This window comes from Roseomonas mucosa ATCC BAA-692 (genome assembly GCF_000622225.1).
Lineage (GTDB): Bacteria > Pseudomonadota > Alphaproteobacteria > Acetobacterales > Acetobacteraceae > Roseomonas > Roseomonas mucosa.
Genome location: NZ_JHWD01000017.1, coordinates 44,614 through 64,516, shown reverse-complemented (window position 1 = coordinate 64,516; position 19,903 = coordinate 44,614). Strand labels below are relative to the sequence as shown.

The 19,903-nt window shown below is 70.1% G+C and carries 20 protein-coding genes; 11 read left to right on the top strand and 9 right to left on the bottom strand.

Translation table 11 applies throughout. The features are described from left to right. Nucleotides 1-31 precede the first annotated feature (31 nt). On the top strand, nt 32-616 hold the full coding sequence (locus BT98_RS0115295; protein ID WP_099781769.1) for a helix-turn-helix domain-containing protein: 585 nt from the start codon (nt 32-34) through the stop codon (nt 614-616). Nucleotides 617-674: 58 nt separating this feature from the next. Here BT98_RS0115295 and BT98_RS0115290 read toward each other — a convergent pair whose 3' ends face one another. After that, the gene (locus tag BT98_RS0115290; RefSeq protein ID WP_019460998.1) at nt 675-1,388 is read right to left on the bottom strand and encodes a type 1 glutamine amidotransferase domain-containing protein; all 714 of its coding nucleotides are present in this window, start codon (nt 1,386-1,388) and stop codon (nt 675-677) included. A 311-nt stretch (nt 1,389-1,699) separates the two neighbouring features. Between BT98_RS0115290 and BT98_RS0115285 the strand changes: the two genes are divergently transcribed. Beyond that, nucleotides 1,700-2,497: a hypothetical protein gene (locus BT98_RS0115285; protein WP_019460997.1), complete on the top strand. Its 798-nt coding sequence runs from the start codon at nt 1,700-1,702 to the stop codon at nt 2,495-2,497. Nucleotides 2,498-2,573: 76 nt separating this feature from the next. Here BT98_RS0115285 and BT98_RS0115280 read toward each other — a convergent pair whose 3' ends face one another. Together BT98_RS0115280 and BT98_RS0115275 are read right to left on the bottom strand one after the other, a co-directional pair. Continuing rightward, nucleotides 2,574-2,978: a hypothetical protein gene (locus BT98_RS0115280; protein WP_139341754.1), complete on the bottom strand. Its 405-nt coding sequence runs from the start codon at nt 2,976-2,978 to the stop codon at nt 2,574-2,576. 99 nt (nt 2,979-3,077) lie between these two features. Continuing rightward, the gene (locus BT98_RS0115275) at nt 3,078-3,407 is read right to left on the bottom strand and encodes a hypothetical protein (protein ID WP_126281909.1); all 330 of its coding nucleotides are present in this window, start codon (nt 3,405-3,407) and stop codon (nt 3,078-3,080) included. A gap of 210 nt (nt 3,408-3,617) precedes the next feature. On the opposite strand from BT98_RS0115275, the gene BT98_RS0115270 reads away from it, so the two are divergent. Then, nucleotides 3,618-4,934, top strand: a complete 1,317-nt coding sequence (locus BT98_RS0115270) for a glutamate-1-semialdehyde 2,1-aminomutase (RefSeq protein WP_019460994.1) — start codon at nt 3,618-3,620, stop codon at nt 4,932-4,934. Between the two features lie 83 nt (nt 4,935-5,017). Here BT98_RS0115270 and BT98_RS0115265 read toward each other — a convergent pair whose 3' ends face one another. The 6 genes from BT98_RS0115265 to BT98_RS0115240 form a co-directional block, all read right to left on the bottom strand. Continuing rightward, a complete protein-coding gene (locus BT98_RS0115265; protein ID WP_019460993.1) occupies nt 5,018-5,365 on the bottom strand; it encodes an H-NS histone family protein in 348 nt (115 codons plus the stop codon). Nucleotides 5,366-5,694: 329 nt separating this feature from the next. Next, a complete protein-coding gene (locus BT98_RS0115260) occupies nt 5,695-6,945 on the bottom strand; it encodes a complex I 51 kDa subunit family protein (protein ID WP_019460992.1) in 1,251 nt (416 codons plus the stop codon). Then, complete coding sequence (locus tag BT98_RS0115255; RefSeq protein WP_019460991.1) at nt 6,942-8,564, bottom strand: FAD-dependent oxidoreductase; 1,623 nt, start codon at nt 8,562-8,564, stop codon at nt 6,942-6,944. Before BT98_RS0115255 ends, BT98_RS0115260 begins: the two co-directional genes overlap by 4 nt. Beyond that, nucleotides 8,561-9,241, bottom strand: a complete 681-nt coding sequence (locus tag BT98_RS0115250) for a 4Fe-4S dicluster domain-containing protein (RefSeq protein WP_019460990.1) — start codon at nt 9,239-9,241, stop codon at nt 8,561-8,563. Before BT98_RS0115250 ends, BT98_RS0115255 begins: the two co-directional genes overlap by 4 nt. A gap of 309 nt (nt 9,242-9,550) precedes the next feature. Next, nucleotides 9,551-10,540 carry a Bug family tripartite tricarboxylate transporter substrate binding protein gene (locus BT98_RS0115245; RefSeq protein WP_019460989.1) on the bottom strand — a complete coding sequence of 330 codons (990 nt, stop codon included), beginning with the start codon at nt 10,538-10,540 and terminating at the stop codon, nt 9,551-9,553. Nucleotides 10,541-10,706: 166 nt separating this feature from the next. Next, on the bottom strand, nt 10,707-11,540 hold the full coding sequence (locus tag BT98_RS0115240) for an IclR family transcriptional regulator (protein WP_026033158.1): 834 nt from the start codon (nt 11,538-11,540) through the stop codon (nt 10,707-10,709). A gap of 111 nt (nt 11,541-11,651) precedes the next feature. Here BT98_RS0115240 and BT98_RS0115235 point away from each other — a divergent pair, with 111 nt between their 5' ends. The 8 genes from BT98_RS0115235 to BT98_RS0115200 all read left to right on the top strand — a co-directional run bounded on the left by BT98_RS0115235 (nt 11,652) and on the right by BT98_RS0115200 (nt 19,668). Continuing rightward, entirely contained in the window at nt 11,652-12,605 is a 954-nt protein-coding gene (locus BT98_RS0115235; protein ID WP_019460987.1) for a cupin domain-containing protein, read from the top strand. A 276-nt stretch (nt 12,606-12,881) separates the two neighbouring features. Beyond that, nucleotides 12,882-13,799 carry an L-threonate dehydrogenase gene (gene ltnD / locus BT98_RS0115230; protein WP_019460986.1) on the top strand — a complete coding sequence of 306 codons (918 nt, stop codon included), beginning with the start codon at nt 12,882-12,884 and terminating at the stop codon, nt 13,797-13,799. Further along, nucleotides 13,799-15,070, top strand: coding sequence for a 3-oxo-tetronate kinase (otnK, locus tag BT98_RS0115225; RefSeq protein ID WP_019460985.1), 1,272 nt, complete (start codon nt 13,799-13,801; stop codon nt 15,068-15,070). The genes ltnD and otnK overlap by 1 nt, the downstream gene beginning before the upstream one ends. Nucleotides 15,071-15,095: 25 nt before the next feature. After that, nucleotides 15,096-15,890, top strand: a complete 795-nt coding sequence (gene otnI, locus BT98_RS0115220; RefSeq protein ID WP_027297264.1) for a 2-oxo-tetronate isomerase — start codon at nt 15,096-15,098, stop codon at nt 15,888-15,890. A gap of 7 nt (nt 15,891-15,897) precedes the next feature. Continuing rightward, nucleotides 15,898-16,674, top strand: coding sequence for a DeoR/GlpR family DNA-binding transcription regulator (locus tag BT98_RS0115215; protein ID WP_019460983.1), 777 nt, complete (start codon nt 15,898-15,900; stop codon nt 16,672-16,674). Nucleotides 16,675-16,678: 4 nt separating this feature from the next. After that, entirely contained in the window at nt 16,679-17,644 is a 966-nt protein-coding gene (denD, locus tag BT98_RS0115210; RefSeq protein ID WP_019460982.1) for a D-erythronate dehydrogenase, read from the top strand. A gap of 31 nt (nt 17,645-17,675) precedes the next feature. Further along, the gene (otnC, locus tag BT98_RS0115205; protein ID WP_019460981.1) at nt 17,676-18,308 is read left to right on the top strand and encodes a 3-oxo-tetronate 4-phosphate decarboxylase; all 633 of its coding nucleotides are present in this window, start codon (nt 17,676-17,678) and stop codon (nt 18,306-18,308) included. 55 nt (nt 18,309-18,363) lie between these two features. After that, nucleotides 18,364-19,668, top strand: a complete 1,305-nt coding sequence (locus tag BT98_RS0115200; RefSeq protein ID WP_019460980.1) for an MFS transporter — start codon at nt 18,364-18,366, stop codon at nt 19,666-19,668. The last annotated feature ends 235 nt before the right edge of the window (nt 19,669-19,903 follow it).

Genomic DNA, 19,903 nt, shown 5'->3' with positions numbered 1-19,903 from the left:
CGGGCGGTGTGCTATCTACTATGATGGACGCATGAGCAATATACAAGACGAGATGGAGCCATCCGACCTGACGGCCTCGCTGGCCGCCCGGCTGCGGGCGGAGCGGGAGGAACGCGGCTGGTCCATCGCCGAGATGGCCGAACGTTCCGCCGTCTCGCGGGCGATGATCAGCAAGGTGGAACGCGCCGAGGCCAGCCCGACCGCCGCGCTGCTCGGGCGGCTGGCCTCGGCGCTGGGGCTGACGCTTTCCACCCTGCTGGCGCGGGCAGAGGGCGATGCCGGGGGCGGGCGCGTGTCCCGGGCCGCCGCGCAGCCGCTCTGGCGCGACCCGGAAACGGGCTATCTGCGCCGCGCCGTCACACCTTCGGGCAGCGACCCGGAGCTGGTGCGGGTAGAACTGCCCGCGGGGGCGCGGGTGGACTACCCGGCCTCCACCTACCTGTCCTGGAAGCACGTGATCTGGGTGCTGGAAGGCGAGCTGCTGTTCCACGAGGGCGCGGCGCGGCACCGGCTCGCCGCCGGGGACTGCCTGGTGCTGGGCGCCCCGGCGGATTGCGGCTTCGAGAACGCCTCGGAACAGCCCTGCGGCTATCTGGTCGTGCTGTCACGCCGCTGATACCGGGCATGGGGGCTGGCAGGGCGCCCTGGTGCCAGGAAAACCCATGCCGACCGGATCAGTGGCGCTCCTCCAGGGCGGCAAGCAGATGCTGCGCCACCAGCGCCGAGGATTGCGGGTTCTGCCCGGTGATCAGGTTGCCGTCGCGCAGCGCGAATCCCGTGAAGTCCGGGCCGCTCTCGTAGTGCGCGCCCAGGGAGCGCAGCCGGTCCTCCAGCAGGAAGGGAACCGTCTCCGACAGGCCCGTGGCGGCTTCCTCGCGGTTGCTGAAGCCCGTGACCCGCCGTCCCTCCACCACCGGGGCGCTGGTGCCCTTGCGATGCGCCGCCACCAGCCCGGCCGGACCGTGGCAGAGGGCGGCGACCGGCTTGCCGGCCTCCATGGCGTGGCCGACCAGCGTGGCCAGCGGCCGGCTGGCCGGCAGGTCCCACATCGTGCCATGACCGCCCGGCAGGAAGACCGCGTCATGGGGCTGCTCCGCCACGTCCTCCAGCCCCGACGAGGCGCGGGCCAGGGCCATGGCGCCCTCATCGGCCAGGAAGCGGCCCACGGCGCCGTGGATGCCATTGGGCTCGGGCGAGGCGCCCGGCAGGCTGCGCGGGTCGAAGGGGATCTCGCCGCCGGCGGTGGAGGCCAGGAGCACCTCGAAGCCCGCATCCAGCAGGGCGTAGTAGGGCACGGCCAGCTCCTCCAGCCACAGCCCGGTGCGCTCCGGCCCGTCGCCCAGGAGGCCATGTGACGTCGCGACCACCAGCACCTGTCCCTTTGCCATCGTCCGGATCTCCTTCTGCGGCCGGGCAGCGGCGCCCCGGAAAGGGAGCGCCGGCCCGGCCGGGGCCCAACGGGAACGCCGCTGTCTGGACAGGGTTCACCCTGCGGGCCCCGTTCCGCAGCCCGGCGATGCGATGCCGGGGAAGGCGCGGCGCGGGCGCCAGCGGATGCGGCGAGGGCCGGAAAGCCCGGATGCGGAATGGTTGCCGGATTCTTAGCGCCGGGGTGTGTCGTTAACCTTTTCTCAACCAGATGCCGGCACAGTGCCGGGCAGGCTTTCGAGGCCCGCACCGGACGCAGGGGAAAAATTCCATGCCACGACCCCATATCACCTGGCAGCCCCTGTTCCTGACCGAACCCGAGAGCTTCGCCCGGCTCCTGGAGGAACCCTCGCTGGACCGCCGCCTGCGATCCTGGCGGGGTTACGAGGACATGCTGCTGGGGGAGGCCCTGCGAGCCGGGCTGCATGACGACCGGGCCGCACGGACCTCCCTGGAGGAGCTCTATGCCTTCGGCCTCGCCAACGGGCTTCCGCTGTGGAGCCGGCGCGAGGCGGTGCGGGCCCTGCGGGCCTATGCCGGGCGCTACCCCCTGCCGGGCAGCACCTGGGGCCCCTTCCTGCGGCTGGATCCGGACTGGCAGGTCGCCCTGACGGCGGCGAGCGCCTGGCTCGAATCGGAGGATACGCAGGCCGCATCGGCGCTGCTGAAGGCGCTGGAGGAGGAGCGGCTGGCGAATCGGGGCGGTGTCTTCGGTGCGCTGCTCCGCCACGGCGTCATCGCGCCGCTGCGGCGCCTCCGGGAAGGGCTGGAGGCGCGCGAGCTGGAGGACGTGGCCGCCTGTTGCAGCCGGGGCATGTCCTCCGAGGTGAACGCCTTCCTGACCGACTGGCTGGAGACGCTGGCGGCGGCGGAGAACGGCGCCCTGCGCGACATCCTGGGCCGCTGCCTGGAACTGCGGGCCGGAGAGGCCGATCCCCGGCGCGTCGCCGAGCACTTCCTGCCACGTTCGGCCGAGGTGATCCCGATCCATCGCCGGCGTGGCCGGCCTGCCGGCAGCCGCCATGCCCCGGCCACGCCGCCCATGCCCGGAAAGGGGCCGCAGCAGTAGAAGCCCACGCGGGGCGGGGCCGCCTGGGCTTCGGCACTGCGCTTCGTGGCCGTCCCCGGGGCAGGCTCCGCCCGCATCACCCCTGGTGCGGCGTCTTTTCCTCCAGCCGCCGCTGGGCGCGGCGCAGGAGCCAGCCCGACAGGCCCGGTGCGCGGGAGAGGGCGTTGCGCAGCGCCTGCAGGTCGGCCTCGGCCCGGGAACGCGCCAGGGCGGCTTCCACGGCATGGCCGCGCGCGACCTGCCGGGCCTCCTCCAGCTCCGCGAGGCGCCGGGACAGGGCGGCCCGGGCGGCCTCGGGTTCATGCGTCAGCGCCAGCCGCTCCAGGGTGGCGCGGGCCTCCCGCAATTCCTGCCGCAGCCGCGCGATCTCCGCCTCGGCCGGGTGGCCGGGCCGTTCCTGCTCCAGGACCGGACCTTCCACGGACTTCGCCCGGGGCTTCGTGGTCCGGCGGTTGGCGCCCTTCATCTGACGACGACCCATGGTCACCCCCTTCCTGCTGACCCTCCCCGGCTACCATTCCCGGGCGGAGGGGGGTAGCTCCAAGGGGTGTCGCGGAAGACGACCGGCGGGACCCGGCGCTCAGTCCTCCGGCACGTCCTTGAGCTCGAAGGCCACGGCCACCTGCGCCAAGGCAACGGTCGCGCGGCCGCGTTCCGTCGGGGAGGTGAGGAGCGGCCCGGAAAGCCGCGGCGCATCCGACGCCGTGGCCATGTTCACGTCGAGCAGGACATGCCCGGTACGCGACACATGGATGGCGTCGATATTGCGGATGATCATGGTGTGGCCCGTGGTCAGCAGCAGGCCGAACAGCCAGTCATCCGCCATCATACGCCCGGCGAACCAGGCGGGCATGACCTCACCGAGACGCAGGTCGTCGGCGCTGTCGATGGTTGTCCAAAAATCGTCCATGAACAACCCTAACGTGAAAACCCTATCCCACAATTCACAATATACTTCTTACTGTCAAACAACGCCGCCACTAAGAAATGAGACGGAACGTGGCGTTGCAACAAAGGCCAGCGACGGCGTCCGGCCGATGGGAGACGCCATGGCTGGGGCGTTTCACGATAGCGGGCGCGGCTGGCAATCCCAAACCGATCGGCGGAGCTCAGCGGACGAATGCCCTATCCCGAATCCAGGCGTTTGCAGGCCAGGGCCCATGCGGTGATCCCCGGCGGGGCCCACACCTATGCCAAGGGCGACGACCAGTTCCCCGAACTGGCCCCCGGCTTCATCGAGCGTGGCGAGGGTTGCCATGTCTGGGACGCGGACGGCAACGAGTACATCGAATACAGCCCGGGGCTGCGCTCCGTGGGGCTGGGGCACGGGCACCCCGCCGTGCTGGCAGCGGTGCGGGAGGCCCTGTCCCTCGGCACCAATTTCTGCCGCCCGCACCGGCTGGAAGTGGAATGCGCCGAGGCCTTCCTGTCCATGGTGCCCGCCGCGGAGATGGTGAAGTTCACCAAGGACGGCAGCACCGCCGTTTCCGCCGCGGTGAAGATCGCACGGGCCGCCACGAAGCGCGACATGATCGCCTTCTGCGCCGACCACCCCTTCTTTTCCTATGACGACTGGTTTATCGGCACCACGGCGATGGATGCGGGCATTCCGCCGGAGAATGTCAGCCTGAGCCTGCGCTTTCCCTATGGCGATATCGAGGCCCTGCGCGCGCTCTTCGCCGCGCATCCCGGACGGATCGCGGGCGTCCTGATGGAAAGCTGCAAATACGCCGATGCGCCGCCGGGCTATCTGCCCGCGGTCCAGGCGCTGTGCCAGGAGAACGGCGCGCTTTTCATCCTGGACGAGATGATCAACGGCTTCCGCCTCGCGAATGGCGGCGGCCAGGAATATTACGGGCTGGACCCGGATCTCAGCACTTTCGGCAAGGCGCTGGCCAATGGCTTCGCCATTTCCGCCCTGGCCGGAAAGCGCCGCTACATGGAGCTGGGCGGTCTGCAACACCAGGGGGAGCGGGTCTTCCTGCTGTCCACCACCCATGGCGGGGAAACCCATGCCCTGGCCGCCGCCATAGCCACGATGCGGGTGTACCGCGAGGAACCGGTGGTGGAGACCATGCAGCGCCAGGGCGACCGCCTGGCGGCCGCGCTGCGCGAGCGGACGGCGGCGCTGGGGCTGGCGGAGCATGTGCCGATCGAGGGGCGGGGCAGCAACCTCGTCTTCGGCACGCGCGACGCGGAGGGCCATGCCTCCCAGCATTTCCGCGCCCTGCTGATGCAGGAGCTGATCCGGCGTGGCGTCATCGGCCCTTCGCTGGTGATCAGCTATGCCCATGACGACGACGCCATCGACCGCACGATCGAGGCTTTCGAGGGCGCACTGCCCGTCTATGCGCGGGCCCTGCGGGAAGGTGTCGGGAAGTACCTGGTCGGCCCGCCGACGCAGATCGTCTACCGCCGCTACAACCACCACGGCTGATGCGGCCTCGTCCGGGCCGGCGATGCCGGCCCGCGGAACGCGACCGGAGGGTTGGGGAATTTACCCCCGGTCCCGTGGCCGGCTCAGATCCGGAAGCCTTCCCGGTTCTTGCCCTCGGACTCCGCCATCACGATCCAGGCGGGTGGGCGGCCGCGGCCGGACCATTCCTCGCCATTGGGGCCGCGATACTTGGCAGCCGCCGCGCCGGCGGTGGCACGGCGGACCTTGCGGCCGCCCCGGGCCGGTGCCTCGGCCTGGACAAGACCTTCGAGCGATAGACCCAGGGCTGCCGCCTTCTCCTCCATTTCGGCCAGGAGGTCACGCTTCGCCTCCGCCAGTTTCTCCCGGCGCTTTTCCTCGGCGCTGGCAATCAGGGCGGTGAGTTCCTGAACCGAGAGATTGTCGAGGTTGATCGGGGATTTGTTGGCCATTTGTCTTCGGTTCAAAACGAGAAAGGGGAATAAATCGCCCCCATAGATGTGGAATTCCGCGCCGGGCGCAATATCCTTTATCCGAAATTCCGGAAAGCCGGGGTTTCAGGATAATTTTCCGCTTTCCAACGGGCTTCCACCCGGCCGGCAAAAGACGGGTTTCCGCCTTTCGTGCGAAAGGCAAAGGTTGCGGGGATCGCGCGGCACCCGTTCGGCAACCAAACTTTCCACGCGATTCCGGGATCCGGGCCGTCTCCTTTCCGGCACCCCTCCCCGTGGTTTCCCCCGGCGGCCCGCCACGAAGCGCAGCGGACCCGCCGGGACAGGGTTCAGTGCAGGCCGACTGCCCGTTCGTATTCGCTCCGGAAGGTGGCGAGGGAGCTGGCCAGTACCGTGGCGGCGCCGTCCACCAGTCCGCAGCGGCCGGAGCCGGGCAGGAGGCGCGTCAGGTTCTCCAGCGCCGCGAGGTCGGTGGGGCGGCCGGCCCCGGCCTCGATGCGTTCGAGGATGCGCGAGACCTGGTGCGTGCCGATCTTGCAGGAGGGGCACTGGCCGCAGGAGCTCGCCGCGAAGAAGGCGACGTACTCCGCTGTCTTGCGCAGGATGCTGGTGCCTTCGCCCACCACGATCATGGCGCCGGTGCCGAGGCGCGAGCCGCGGGCGCGCAGGCTGTCGAAGTCCAGCGCGACGTCGAGGTCCCGGTCTGTCAGCAGCGTGTTGGAGGGGCCACCGGTGAAGACCGCCTTGAACGCCTTGCCCGCCAGCATGCCGCCGCCGCAGCGGAAGACCAGCTCGCGCAGCGAAGTGCCCATCGGCAGCTCGTGCAGGCCCGGCCGCAGCACGTCGCCGGACAGCGAGTAGAGCTTGGTGCCCGCCGCCTCCCCGAGGCCCAGCGCCCGGTACCATGCCGCGCCGTGCTGGAGGATATGCGGGACATGGGCGAAGGTCTCGACGTTGTTCAGCAGCGTCGGCGCGCCGTTCACGCCCTTTTCCGCGGGGAAGGGCGGCTTCAGCGACGGGAAGGGGAAGCCGCCCATGACGCTGGCCACCGCCGCGGTCTCCTCGCCGCCCACATAGAGACCGGCGCTCTCGCTGACGCGCATCTGCACCGGGGTGCCGACAGATTCCGAGACACGGGCCAGCAGCGGATGCGCGCGCCAGGCATCGGCGGCGGCGCGCAGGGCCTTCACGGAGGCCGTCTCGCGCGGATTGACGTAGAGGGCGATCATGTTCGCCTTCACCGCCAGGGCGCCGATCAGCGCGCCCTCAATCACCTGATGCGGCGTGCGGGAGAGCAGGAAGCGGTCCTTGAAGGTACCCGGCTCGTCCTCGTTGCCGTTGCAGATGATCCACTTGCCGCCGCCCTCGGGGAAGGGGGGCTGCGCCGCCACGGCGGCCCATTTGCGGTGCGTCGGGAAGCCGGCGCCGCCCAGGCCGCGCAGCCCGGCGGCCTCCAGGGCGGGGATGATGCCGGCGGGATCGTCGAGGGCGCGTTCCAGTCCCTCGCCGCCGCCAACCTTGAGCCAGGCGGCGAGGTCCGGGCCGACCCGGATCGCCTCGGCGGTGAGCACGGCGGTCATGCGGCCATCCCCCGGTCGGTGACGGCATCGAAGTGGCCGTAGGGCGGAAAGATCATCGGAGCCTTGCGGCTGAGCGGCAGGCCCTGCGCCACCAGGGCACGTCGCCAGTCGGCGAGATGCGTCAGCCCCACGTTGCGCGGCCGTTCCGCCCGCGCCTCGGCGGCGGCCCCGGCGCCGGCATGGCGGCCGAAGACCACGAGCTCCAGCAGGGCATTGCCCATCATGCGGTTGCGCCCATGCAGCCCGCCCGTCACCTCGCCCGCGCAGAGCAGGCCGGGGACGGCGGTGCGACCTGCCGGATCGATCTCCACGCCGCCGTTCTGGTAGTGCAGCGTCGGGCGGATCAGGAAGGGCTCCTCGGCCGGATCGAAGCCGCCGCGATGGGCGAGGTGGCGCAGGGTGACGAGGCTCTTCTCCAGGATGCCGGGCCTGCCCTTCTCCAGCGTCGGCGTGTCGAGGAAGATCCCAACCTTGCCGTCGCGTTCCACGCCTCGCCCCTCGGCGATCTCGCGCAGGATGGCGGAGGCCACCACGTCGCGCGGCTGCAACTCGTCCACGAAGCGCTCGCCCTTGCCGTTCACCAGGAAGGCGCCGGAGGAACGCGCCGCCTCGCTGACCAGGGAGCCCTCCATGTGCGGCGGCCAGGCGATGCCGGTCGGGTGGTACTGGAAGCTGTTCACCTCCCGCAGCGGGGCGCCGAGGCGATAGGCCAGCACCAGACCGTCCGCCGTGGCGCCATAGTGGTTGGAGGTGGGAAAGCCCGCGAGGTGCAGCCGCCCCGAGCCGCCGGTGGCCAGCACCACCGCCCCGGCCCGGGCCAGCACCGGGCGGCCATGCGCGAAGTCGTGCAGCACCGCCCCGGCGCAGCGGCCGCGGTCGTCGCTCAGCAGCTCCAGCGCCGGATGACGGTCGAGGATGGTGATCCCCGGCTGCAGCAGGGTCGCCTCGCGCAGCGCCCGCATCAGTTCCAGCCCGGTGAAGTCGCGATAGGAGAGCAGCCGGGCGGCGGTGGCGCCGCCGGGCTTCTTGCGCAGCAGCGTGCCGCCCATGCGCTGGCTGCCCTCGGTGAGGTCGAAGCTCATCCCCTCCTGGATCAGCCAGCGGATCGCCTGTGGCCCGCCCGACACCAGCGCCGCCACCAGCGCCTTGTCGGCGGCGAAGTGCCCGGCGCGCAGCGTGTCCTCGAAATGCCGCTGCAGGCTGTCCTCGGCGCCGACCGCGGCCTGGATGCCGCCCTCCGCCATCACCGTGTTGCTGTCGCCGATGCGCAGCTTGGTGGCGAGCAGCACGCGGGCCCCGGCGCGCGCGGCGGTCAGCGCCGCGACGCAGCCCGCGCCGCCGCCGCCGATCACCAGCACGTCCGCGTCCAGCATCGGAGCGCCGGCGATGTCCACATCCTCCAGCAGCGAATCCGCCTGCAGCAGGTCCGCCAGGATGGCCGGGCATTCCTGGCCGGCGCTGGTGCCGACCCGCAGCGTCACCATGGCGCCGGGCTGACGGTCCGGATGGTAGCCGGCCAGCAGCTCCGGCACCGGCAGGTCCAGCGTCCGGGGCGGGGCGGGGGAGGCGGCGCGCCAGGCGTCCAGCGCCTGGGCATGGGGGATCCCGGCGGCGCTCATGGCGCGGCTCCCTTCGGCGGCGGATTGGCACCTGGCGCGCCGAAGTCGATCGGCTGGCGGCCGTCCTCTATCTCGTGCAGCCGCATGATCAGGTCGGAGGGGCGCAGCGTCAGCGAGGCGTTCATCCGCCGCACGAACTGGCCCAGATGCGCCGGGTCTATATGCTCCGGGCAGGCGGCGACGCAGAGGTTGCAGAGCACGCAGTGGTCGAAGAGCTCGGCCGCCGCATTGGCCTGCCCCACGGCGGCGAGGTTGACCATGCGCTGCACCTCGATCCCCTTGGGACAGGCGCGGTCGCAGCCGTTGCAGTGGCGGCAGTGCTTGGCCTCGGGGAAGACGGCGTCGATCTGGTCGATCGCGGTCCAGCTGTCGGTCAGCGCGTGCAGGTCATAGGCGTGCGGGCGGCGGGCCGGGAAATGGTCGATGAAGGAGACCTGCATCCCTTCCTCGGCCAGCATCTCGCAGGCCAGCGCCGTACTGGCCAGGCGCTGGCCCGGTCGGCGCACCAGCACGCGGCAGGCCCCGCAGACTCCCTGGCCCATGCAGCCGACATTCTCCGTCAGCGTCAGCCCGGCGGCCGTCCAGGCCTGCAGCAGCGAGGTTCCGGGGACTGCCTCGATGGCATGGCCATCGAATTGCAGGTGCAGGGTTCCGGGGGTCCGTGTGTCGTCGGACATGCGGGGCGATCTCCCGTCCGTGGAGGACATCGGGAAATGCCGGTGTCCTGGACGGGAAGGATAGACCCATCGCGCCGCCGCCTGAACCCGTCACCATAATATCCGGCTTGAAAAACCCACCGGTAGCAAGAAAATGATGCCGTCCCATCCGTCTTCTGCATGTGTGTTTAATCTGGACTTATTTGGTCTGGATGACGAGGACTTTGCGATGGTCCTGTGAAGCGTCCTGGCGGATGGAGGCCGGGGGAAAAAGGCGGAGCCTCGTCCCCCCGGGACGGCGCGATGCCAGGCGGCGAAGCGCAACCGGCCTCAGAGCTGTGGCTCGATCTTCCGTTCGCGGATCACCTTCGCCCAGACAGCGGTTTCCGCCCGGATGCGGGCTGCGAAATCCACCATGGATTCGTCGGAGAGGGTGAGGCCCTGGGCGGCAAGGGCGGTGCTCGTGCGCGGCTCGTGCAGGATGCGCGCGACCGTGGTGTGGATCTCCTCCGCCAGGGCGGGCGGCACGGCGCGCGGCGCCAGCAGCCCGTACCAGGAGGTGATGTCGAAGCCCTCCACGCCCAGCTCGCCCAGCGTCGGGATGTCCGGCATCACCGGGGTGCGCTGCGCCGTGGTAAGGGCCAGGGCGCGGAGCTGGCCATCGCGCACCGCCTCCAGCACGGCCGGCAGGTTGGTGAAGAGGAGCTGCACCTGCCCCGACATCACATCCGTCGCCGCCTGGCTGGAACCCTTGTAGGGCACGTGCAGCATGGGGATGCCGGTCCGCTGCGCCAGCAGCTCGCCCGCCAGGTGAAGCTGGCTGCCGAAGCCAGGGCTGGCATAGGTCACGCCATCCTTCTGCGTCTTCGCGAAGGCGAGCAGCCCCTGGATGTCGCGCACCGGCAGGCGCGGGTCGCAGACGATGACGTTGGGCGCCGTGGCCAGCAGGTTCAGCGGCAGGAAATCCCGCTCCACGTCGAAGGGCAGGTCGCGCATCAGCGTGGGGTTGATGGTCAGGTTGCCCGCCGGCACCAGAAGCAGCGTGTGGCCGTCCGGCGCCGCACGGCGTACCGCGTCGATGCCGATATTGCCCTGGGCGCCCACGCGGTTGTCCACCACCGTATTCTGGCCGCTGCCGGCCTGCAGCCCCTGCGCCACGACGCGCGCCAGCACGTCCACCGGGCCGCCGGGGGTGAAGGGGGCGACGATGGTCACCTGGCGCGAGGGCCAGGAAGCGGCGCGGGCCGGGCGCAGCCCCGCGGCGGCGAGGGCGGCCGTGGCGCCAAGCAGGGCGCGGCGGCCCGGGGCGGGTTGGAACATGGGGAACTCCCGTTCAGGATCGTTGCTGGGACGTGTGACCGGCGTTCCGGCCCGCTTGTTGCGGGGTTTCTTCTACCGGACCGGAAGCGGGGGGGCTGCTTCCGGCTTTCCTGGCCCTGGCCCGGGGGATTCCCGGCCAGGGCCTGTCGGGGATGGCGTGGCGGCCTCAGCCGCCCGCCTTGCGGGGCCGGGGCTCGGCTTCCGCCGGCGCGTGGCCCAGGGCCCGGGAAATGGCGGCGGCGCTGGCCGTGACCTCCTGCGCCAGAGGGCCGCGCAGCTCGGCCTCCGTCACCAGCAGCGCGACGGTGGAGATGTTGATCGCCGCCACCGCGCGGCCCGAGACATCGCGGATGGGGGCCGCGATGCTCGTCACCCCGGCCTCGTAGCCCGCGACATTGGTGACGGTGCCGGAGGCGCGGTCCAGCCGGGCCTGTTTCAGCAGCGCGGGCAGGGTGGCCGGGGTGCGGCCGCTGTAGGATTCCAGCCGGGTGTCACGGTACAGCGCCTCGATCGCCGCATCCTCCAGCCCCGCCAGCAGCACGCGCCCCATGCCGGTGGCATGCGCGGGCAGGCGCGAGCCGACCTGCACCACCGAGGACACGGCGCGCCGCGTCGGCATCCGCATCAGGTAGACGACGTCGCGCCCCTCCAGCACCCCCAGATGGGCGGACCATTGGGTGCGGTCGCGCAGCGCCTCCAGATGCGGCGCGGCGACCTCGGGCAGGTCGCGGGAAGCGATATAGCCATAGCCCAGGCGCAGCACGGCCGGACCCAGCGCATAGGTGCGCGTCTGCGGGTCGTGCACCAGGAAGCCTAGCTGGTCCAGCGTATAGACCAGCCGGTAGGCGGCGGAGCGGGTGATGCCCAGCGCCGCGCCGATTTCCACCAGCGTCATGCGGCGGCGTTCGGGCGTGAAGGCCTGCAGCGCCTGCAACCCGCGCACGAGGCCGGGGACGAGGTAGCGGTCATCCGCCTCCCCGCCTGCCGCCGCCGGGGGCACCTCCGCATCCAAAATGTGTTTACCCATAAAACAGCGTATAGCAGGCAAACAGGAACGCGGCTACAGGAGTTTCCGGACGGCACGGCCGCACCTGCAAGAAAGGAGTTCCGGATGAACGTCATCGCCCCGCCCGCCACGGTCCCGCTGGAAGCGGACCTGCAGCGCCACATCGGCCGGCACGCGCAGAAGGCCTTCGACTGGGACGCCTTCCCCTCGAACCGCGGCTTTCCGGAACTCTCCCGCGCGCAGATGCGCTATATCGGCGCCGGCGGCTCGCCCAAGGTCGGCGACACCTCCACCATGAAGGCCGACAACTTCACGCTGAGCCTGATCCACAAGGAGCCGGGCAAGTACGCGGCCTGCCACGCGCATGAGATCGAGGAGAGCTTCCTCATCATCGACGGCGTGCTGACCGTGGGCTGGGAGCAGGACGGGCAGGTGGTCGAGGTCAAGCTCGGTCCCAAGGACATGATCCTGAACGCCCGCGACGTGCCGCACGGCTTCCGCAACGAGGGCGTGAAGCCCGTGCTGATGAGCATCAGCGTCGATGTCGGCAAGCCGCAGCCCCCGCGCTATGTCTATCACCCCAAGGACACCGACGCCGCGCTCGCCCGTGCCTTCGGCGCCAAGCCGGGCCAGACGGAGATGCTGTCCACCGAGGGCGCGCACCCGTTGCAGCAGCTCATGGCGCACCACGTCATCCGCTTCACCCAGCAGCCGGTGATCGCGGAGAAGGCAGGCTTCTTCCGCAAGGTCTATGTCGGCGAGGGTGGCGTGCAGTCCACCACCGCGCGCAAGGAGATGCTGGGCATCCCCCGCGGCGTCGGCGTGAAGCCCTATGTGCGCGATGTCGAGGACGCCTACCTCGTGCTCGAAGGCTGCGTCACCGTCGGCTGGGTCGGCGATGACGGCAAGGTCGTGGAAGCGAAGCTCGGCCCGCTCGACGTGGTGAAGACCCCCGCCGGGCGGCCGCACTACTTCCGCAACGACGACTTCAGCGACGCCACCGTCTTCCTGGTGGTGGGCGATTCCGGCAAGGAGACCGTCGTCTACGAAGCCGCCTGAACCACGCGGCACCGTTTCCGCCGGGAGGAGGCCATGTGCCTCCTCCCGGTTTCCATTTGTGGCCCCACGCGTGGCGTTCCCGTGGCGGGGACGGGAACGGCCGGGAGGCCCCGGCACTCGCGCCGCAGACGACGGCTGTCCGTCGCCCGCCAGGGCGTGAAAAAACTAGTCTCTGGATGTGAAATTTTGTGCTTTTCTCGCTTAACAGCGCCGGCAGCCGGTTTATAACCGCCGCCACGCGCAAGCGGGCGAACAGAAATTCACATCGGAGGACCGATGAGCAGCGACAACCGGTACCGGGCCTGTGTGGTCGGCCTCGGCTCCATGGGCATGGGCGCGGCGCGCTCCTGCCTCGCGGCCGGGCTGGCGACCTATGGCGCGGACCTGAACCCGGCGGCCTGTCAGGCGCTGACCGAGGCTGGCGCCGTGGCGGCGGGGCCGGATGCCTCTGCCTTCGCCGGGGAACTGGATGCCGTGCTGTTGCTGGTGGTGAACGCCGCGCAGTGCCGCGCCGTGCTACTGGGCGAGAACGGGCTGGCGCGGAAGCTGCGCCCCGGCACCGGCGTCATGGTCTCCGCCACCATCTCCGCCGCCGATTCCCGCGCCCTGGCCGCGGAGCTGGAGGCGATGGGCCTGCTGATGCTGGACGCGCCGGTCTCGGGCGGGGCCGCCAAGGCGGCGGCGGGGCAGATGACGGTGATGGCTTCCGGGCCGAAGCAGGCCTTCGACCGGCTGCGCCCCGTGCTCGATGCGGTGGCGGGCAAGGTCTATGAGATCGGCGACGAGATCGGCCTGGGCGCCACGGTGAAGATCATCCACCAGCTCCTCGCCGGGGTGCATATCGCGGCGGGGGCCGAGGCGATGGCGCTGGCCGCGAAGGCCGGCATCCCGCTCGGCACGATGTACGAGGTGGTGACCAATGCCGCCGGCAACAGCTGGATGTTCGAGAACCGGATGAAGCATGTGGTCGATGGCGACTACACGCCACATTCGGCGGTGGACATCTTCGTGAAGGACCTGCGGCTGGTGACGGAGACGGCGCTGTCGCTGGGCTTCCCGCTGCCGCTGGCCAGCACCGCCTACACGATGTTCGCCAATGCCAGCAACGCCGGCCATGGGCGCGAGGACGATGCGGCGGTGATCAAGACCTTCGCCGGCATCGAGCTGCCGGGCGTGGAAGGGAAGACCAGGTGATGCGCCCCCTTCCGATGCGCCTGGGAGTCATCGCGGACGACTTCACCGGCGCCACCGACATCGCCGGCTTCCTGGTCGCCAACGGGCTGCGCACCGTGCAGCTCAACGGCGTGCCGCCGGAGGATCTGGCGGTCGAGGCCGATGCCGTGGTCGTCAGCCTGAAGACCCGCTCCTGCCCGGTGGAGGAGGCGGTGTCGCAGAGCCTCGCCGCGCTGCGCTGGCTACAGGCGCGCGACTGCCCGCAGTTCTTCTTCAAGTACTGCTCCACCTTCGACAGCACGCCGAAGGGCAATATCGGCCCGGTGACGGATGCGCTGCTCGACACGCTGGGCGAGGACTTCACGGTGATCTGCCCGGTCCTGCCGGTGAACGGGCGCACCATCTACAACGGCTATCTCTTCGTGAACGGCGTGCCGCTGGAGGAATCCGGCATGCGGCACCATCCGGTCACGCCGATGACCGACAGCAACCTGATGCGGCTGATGGACGCGCAGTCGCGCGGGAAGACCGGCAACGTGCCGAGTACGGTCATGGACCAGGGTGCCGATGCCGTGCGCGCGGCGCTGGCGGCACTGAAGGCCAAGGGCTTCCGCTATGCCGTGCTGGACGCGCTGAGCGACGCGCATCTGGTGGTGATGGGCCAGGCCGTGGCGGAGATGAAGCTGGTCACCGGCGGCTCGGGCCTCGCCGACGGCATGGCGCGGGCCTGGAAGACCGAAGCCGATGCCGCCAGCGCCGCCGCCGAAGGCCGCCCTGCGAAGGGGCGCGCCATCGTGCTGTCCGGCTCCTGCTCGCAGATGACCAATGCCCAGGTGGCCGCCTATCGCGCCGCCGCGCCCGCCCTGTTCGTCGAGGTGGAGCGCAGCCTGGGCGATGCCGAGGCCTATGCGCGGGAGCTGGCGGACTGGGTGCTGGCGCAGCCGGCGGGCGAATGGGCGCCGCTGGTCTATGCCACCACCGAGCCGGCGAAGCTGAAGGAGATCCAGGCCCGCTTCGGTGCCGCCGAGGCGAGCGAGGCGGTGGAGCGCGTCTTCGGCGCCCTGGCGCGCAGGCTGGAGGCAGCGGGCTTCGACCAGTTCATCGTCGCGGGCGGCGAGACCTCCGGCATCGTCACCCAGTCGCTGGGCATCGGCGGCTTCCATATCGGGCCGCAGATCGCTCCGGGCGTGCCCTGGGTGAAGGCGGTGGGGAAGCCGCTCTCCCTGGCGCTGAAGTCGGGGAATTTCGGAGGCGAGCGCTTCTTCTTCGAAGCGCAGGACCTGGCGGCCTGAGGGTCAGGGTGAGGAGACGGACGACATGCCGCGTTTTGCTGCCAATCTCTCGATGATGTTCACCGAGCTTCCCTTCCTCGACCGCTTCGCCGCGGCCGCGGAGGCGGGGTTCCAGGCGGTGGAGTTCCTTTTCCCCTACGAGCACCCGCCGGAAGCGGTGGCGGAGAAGCTGAAGGCCGCCGGGCTGACCCAGGCGCTGTTCAACATGCCGCCGGGCGACTGGGCGAATGGCGAGCGCGGCATGGCCGCCATCCCGGGCCGCGAGCAGGAGTTCCGCGACAACGTCGCCATCGCGCTGCGCTATGCCAAGGCGCTGGGCTGCCGGACGCTGCACGGCATGTCCGGCATCACCGCGGGCATGGACCGCGCGGCCTGCGAGAACGCCTTCGTCGAGAACTTCCGCTACGCCGCCGACATGCTGGCGCCCGAAGGGATCACCCTGCTGGTCGAGCCGATCAACAGCCGCAACATGCCCGGCTACTTCATCGCGCACCAGCTGGAGGCGGTGGCGCTGGTGGAGCGCGTCGGGCGGCCGAACGTCTCCGTGCAGCTCGACCTCTACCACGCGCAGATCATGGACGGCGACCTGACAAAGCTGATCGGGAAGATGGACGGCAAGTTCGCCCATGTGCAGATCGCCTCGGTGCCGGATCGGCACGAGCCGGACGAGGGCGAGCTGAACTACCCGCACCTCTTTGCCGTGCTCGACCGCTTCGGCTACAAGGGCTGGGTGGGCTGCGAGTACAACCCGCGCGGCGAGACCACGGCCGGGCTGGGCTGGTTCGCCCCCTACAAGACGCCCGCCTCCAGGGCGCGCTGAGGCCGGCATGATCCCCGCCGAGCGTCAGAAGCTGATCCTCGCCCGCCTCGCCGAACGCGGGGTGCTGAGCATCAGCGAGCTGACCGAGCTGCTGGACGTCTCGCACATGACCGTGCGGCGCGACATCCAGCAGCTGGAGCGGGAAGGACAGGTGATGTCGGTGGCGGGCGGCATCCGCCTGCCGGAGCGCATCTCCTTCGAGCCCTCGCATGTCAGCAAGGCGGTGATGGCCCATGCGGCGAAGGTGGCGATCGGCCGCATGGCGCTGGACTTCGTCCCGCGCGGCGGCATCCTCTACCTCGATGCCGGCACCACGACGCTGGAGATCGCCAGGGGCCTTGCCGGGCGCAGCGACATCGCCGTGGTGACCAACGACTTCGTCATCGCCGCCTTCCTGATGCGGGAGGCGGATTGCCGCCTCTACCACACCGGCGGGCAGGTGGAGCGCGAGAACCAGTCCTGCGTCGGCGACCCCGCCGCGGAGGCCATCCGCCGCTTCAACTTCGACCTCGCCTTCATCTCGACCTCCTCCTTCGGCCTGCGCGGCGTCTCCACGCCGTCGGAGAACAAGGTGGCGGTCAAGCGGGCGGTGGCGCAGAGCGCCTCCCGTAGCATCCTGGTGACAGACAGCAGCAAGTATGGGCGCATCGGCACCTTCAACGCCCTGCCACTTGAGGCGCTGTCCGCCATCGTCACCGATTCCAACCTGCCCGAGGATGTGCGCGACGCGATCATCCACCGGGGCCTCGCCCTGCACATCGCCGTGCCGGGGACGGAGGGATAGGAGCATGCCCATGCAGATCATCGTCACCGGCGGCGCCGGCTTCCTCGGCAGCCGCGTGATCCGCGCCCTCCTGGCCGGCGCCGGGAAGAAGGAAGGCCTGCCTGCCTTCGACCGCATCGTCTCGGTCGATCTCGCCCCCTGCCCGGTGGACGATGCGCGCGTCTCCTCCGTCACCGGCGACATCGCCGACCCGGGTTTCGTGCGCGGGCTGGTCACGGCGGAAACGGCGGGCATCTACCACCTCGCGGCGGTGCTGAGCGGCCAGTCGGAGCAGGATTTCGACCTGAGCATGCGGGTGAACGTGGATGGCACGCGCGCCCTGCTGGAGGCCGCCCGCGCCACCGGCAAGGCGCCCCGCTTCGTCTTCGCCAGCTCGCTCGCCGTCTTCGGCGGCGAGATGCCGGCGGTGGTGCCGGAGGTCATGGCGACCATGCCGGCGTCCTCCTACGGCGCGCAGAAGGCGATCGGCGAAATCCTGGTCAACGACTATTCCCGCAAGGGCTTCGTCGACGGCCGCGTCTGCCGCCTGCCGACCATCGTGGTGCGCCCGGGCAAGCCGAACTCCGCCGCCTCCTCCTTTGCCAGCGGCATCATCCGCGAGCCCCTGGCCGGCATCGCCTCCAACTGCCCGGTGCCGCTGGAAACGCGGATGTGGCTCTCCTCCCCGGATGTGGTGGTGAGCAATCTCGTCCATGCCCTGGCCGTGCCGGGCGAGCGCATCGGCGGCTGGCGGGTGCTGAACCTGCCCGGCATCTGCGTCACCGTGGGCCAGATGCTGGAAAGCCTGGAGCGCGTCGGCGGCCCCGCCCCGCGCGCCCTGGTGACCGAGGAGCCGGAGCAGCGCGTGATCGACATCGTGTGCTCCTGGCCCGGCGATTTCGAGGTGAGCCGCCCGCTCGCCCTCGGCTTCACCCGCGACGGCGATTTCGACGCCGTGGTGCAACAGTACAAGGACGAATTCGTCCGCTGACCTCCGACCTCTGCTGCAGGGACATGCGAACATGACCGAGTCCGAACTGCGTGAACTTCTCGTCGAACTCGGCGCGAGTCTCTTCGCACGCGGCTATTCCGTCGGCAGCGCCGGCAACATCAGCGTGCGCCTGCCGGACGGCTACCTGATGACGCCGACCAACTCCTGCCTCGGCCGGCTGAAGGCGGAGCGCATCAGCAGGCTCGACCCGGACTGGCGGCATGTGGGCGGCGACAAGCCCTCCAAGGAGGTCTTCATGCACCGCGCCGTGCTGACCGCGCGGCCGGAGGCGGGAGCGGTGGTGCACCTGCACTCCACCTACGCCACCGCCATCGGCTGCCTGGCCGGGCCGGAGGACACGGCGCCGATCCCGCCGCTGACGCCCTATTTCGTCATGCGCGTGGGCCGGACGCTGCCGGTGATCCGCTACTACCGCCCCGGCGACGCGGCGATGGAGCGGGACATCCACGAAGCCGCCCGCGAGGCCCGCGCGGTGCTGCTCGCCAATCACGGGCCAGTGGTGTCCGGCAAGACACTGACCGACGCGGTCTATGCCGCGGAGGAGCTGGAGGAAGCGGCCAAGCTGGCGCTGCTGCTGCAAGGCCGTGAAGCCAGGGAACTGACCGCGGAGCAGGTCGAGGACCTTCTCCGGACCTTCAACTGACAACACGGTCCGCCGCGCCCCGCTGACGCCGGCGCGACCGATCTGGAGGAACATTATGAGCGCACATGCCGGCGCCGCGAGCCTTGCTCCGGCGGCGACGGAGGACGGCCTGTACCGCAAGGTCGCCTTCCGCATCATGCCCCTGCTGATGCTCTGCTACGTCGTGGCCTATCTGGACCGCGTGAACGTCGGCTTCGCCAAGCTGCAGATGTCGCAGGAGCTGGGCTTCAGCGAGACGGTCTTCGGCCTGGGCGCCGGCATCTTCTTTCTCGGCTATTTCTTCTTCGAGGTGCCGAGCAACATCATCCTGCACAGGGTGGGCGCCCGCGTCTGGATGGCGCGCATCATGATCACCTGGGGCATCCTCTCCGCGCTCTTCATGTTCGTGGAGAACGCCTGGCAGTTCTACGTGCTGCGTTTCCTGCTTGGCGTGGCGGAGGCCGGCTTCTACCCGGGTGTCATCCTCTATCTTACCTACTGGTTCCCCTCGAACCGCCGCGGCAAGATGTTCGCCATCTTCCAGGCGGGCAGCCCGGCGGCCGGCATCTTCGGCAATCCGCTTTCCGGCTGGATCATGCAGAGCTTCGACGGTATCCGAGGCTGGAGCGGCTGGCAGTGGATGTTCCTGATCGAGGCCGTGCCCGCCGTCGTGCTGGGTCTCGTCCTGCTCGCCTATCTGGACAATGGCGTGAAGAGCGCGAAGTGGCTGGCCCAGGACGAGAAGGACATCCTCGCGCGCAACATCGCCGCCGACAGCAGCGGCAAGGACGAGCACCAGTCCGTCTTCGTCGTGCTGCGCGACCCTCGCGTCTGGGTGATGTGCCTGATCTACTTCAGCTTCGTCATGGGCCAGTACGGGCTGACCTTCTGGATGCCCACGCTGGTGAAGGCTTCCGGCGTGTCGGGTGACTTCAACATCGGCCTGCTCAGCGCCATTCCCTTCATCTGCGCCATCGTCGCCATGGTGTTCTTCAGCCGCAGCGCCGACGCACGGCGCGAGCGCCGCTGGCACCTGGTGATCCCGGCGCTGCTGGGCGCGGTGGGCTTCGTCGTCGCGGCGACCGCCTCCAGCACCGCCATCGCCATCGTCTTCCTCTCGATGGCCGCGGCGGGCGTGCTGGCCTGCGCGCCGCTCTTCTGGTCGCTGCCCACCGCCTTCCTGTCCGGCGCGGCGGCGGCCTCGGGCATCGCCTTCATCAACTCGGTGGCCAACCTGGCGGGCTTCGCCAGCCCCTACCTGATCGGCACGCTGCGCGACATGACCCAGTCCTCGGCCATGGGCATGTATGTGCTGGCAGGCTTCCTGGTGCTCGGCGCGGCCATCGTGCTGATGGTGCCGGCCAAGCTGGTGAACCGCTGACGGCGCATTTCCCCCGCTCTGTTGGAGGACAGGCGCCCGCCGCAGCAATGCGGCGGGCGCTTCTCGTTCGGGCCGCGGGTTCGCGTGGCGTCCCGCATCCCGGGGGAAAGGCGCTGCCTTTCCCCCGGACCCCCTATCCGCCAGGACCCTGAGGGTCCTGGACCTCCCGTTCGTTGGCGCCCGCTGATGCCGGATCGCGGCGGAGAGCATCGCTCTCCGGCGGACTGCCGGTGCC

Bases quoted from the DNA above. Each gene is read 5' to 3' on its own strand.
- BT98_RS0115295 (WP_099781769.1), top strand. From the start codon at position 32: ATGAGCAATATACAAGACGAGATGGAGCCATCCGACCTGACGGCCTCG.
- BT98_RS0115290 (WP_019460998.1), bottom strand. From the start codon at position 1,388: ATGGCAAAGGGACAGGTGCTGGTGGTCGCGACGTCACATGGCCTCCTG.
- BT98_RS0115285 (WP_019460997.1), top strand. From the start codon at position 1,700: ATGCCACGACCCCATATCACCTGGCAGCCCCTGTTCCTGACCGAACCC.
- BT98_RS0115280 (WP_139341754.1), bottom strand. From the start codon at position 2,978: ATGGGTCGTCGTCAGATGAAGGGCGCCAACCGCCGGACCACGAAGCCC.
- BT98_RS0115275 (WP_126281909.1), bottom strand. From the start codon at position 3,407: ATGGACGATTTTTGGACAACCATCGACAGCGCCGACGACCTGCGTCTC.
- BT98_RS0115270 (WP_019460994.1), top strand. From the start codon at position 3,618: ATGCCCTATCCCGAATCCAGGCGTTTGCAGGCCAGGGCCCATGCGGTG.
- BT98_RS0115265 (WP_019460993.1), bottom strand. From the start codon at position 5,365: ATGGCCAACAAATCCCCGATCAACCTCGACAATCTCTCGGTTCAGGAA.
- BT98_RS0115260 (WP_019460992.1), bottom strand. From the start codon at position 6,945: ATGACCGCCGTGCTCACCGCCGAGGCGATCCGGGTCGGCCCGGACCTC.
- BT98_RS0115255 (WP_019460991.1), bottom strand. From the start codon at position 8,564: ATGAGCGCCGCCGGGATCCCCCATGCCCAGGCGCTGGACGCCTGGCGC.
- BT98_RS0115250 (WP_019460990.1), bottom strand. From the start codon at position 9,241: ATGTCCGACGACACACGGACCCCCGGAACCCTGCACCTGCAATTCGAT.
- BT98_RS0115245 (WP_019460989.1), bottom strand. From the start codon at position 10,540: ATGTTCCAACCCGCCCCGGGCCGCCGCGCCCTGCTTGGCGCCACGGCC.
- BT98_RS0115235 (WP_019460987.1), top strand. From the start codon at position 11,652: ATGAACGTCATCGCCCCGCCCGCCACGGTCCCGCTGGAAGCGGACCTG.
- ltnD (WP_019460986.1), top strand. From the start codon at position 12,882: ATGAGCAGCGACAACCGGTACCGGGCCTGTGTGGTCGGCCTCGGCTCC.
- otnK (WP_019460985.1), top strand. From the start codon at position 13,799: ATGCGCCCCCTTCCGATGCGCCTGGGAGTCATCGCGGACGACTTCACC.
- otnI (WP_027297264.1), top strand. From the start codon at position 15,096: ATGCCGCGTTTTGCTGCCAATCTCTCGATGATGTTCACCGAGCTTCCC.
- BT98_RS0115215 (WP_019460983.1), top strand. From the start codon at position 15,898: ATGATCCCCGCCGAGCGTCAGAAGCTGATCCTCGCCCGCCTCGCCGAA.
- denD (WP_019460982.1), top strand. From the start codon at position 16,679: ATGCCCATGCAGATCATCGTCACCGGCGGCGCCGGCTTCCTCGGCAGC.
- otnC (WP_019460981.1), top strand. From the start codon at position 17,676: ATGACCGAGTCCGAACTGCGTGAACTTCTCGTCGAACTCGGCGCGAGT.
- BT98_RS0115200 (WP_019460980.1), top strand. From the start codon at position 18,364: ATGAGCGCACATGCCGGCGCCGCGAGCCTTGCTCCGGCGGCGACGGAG.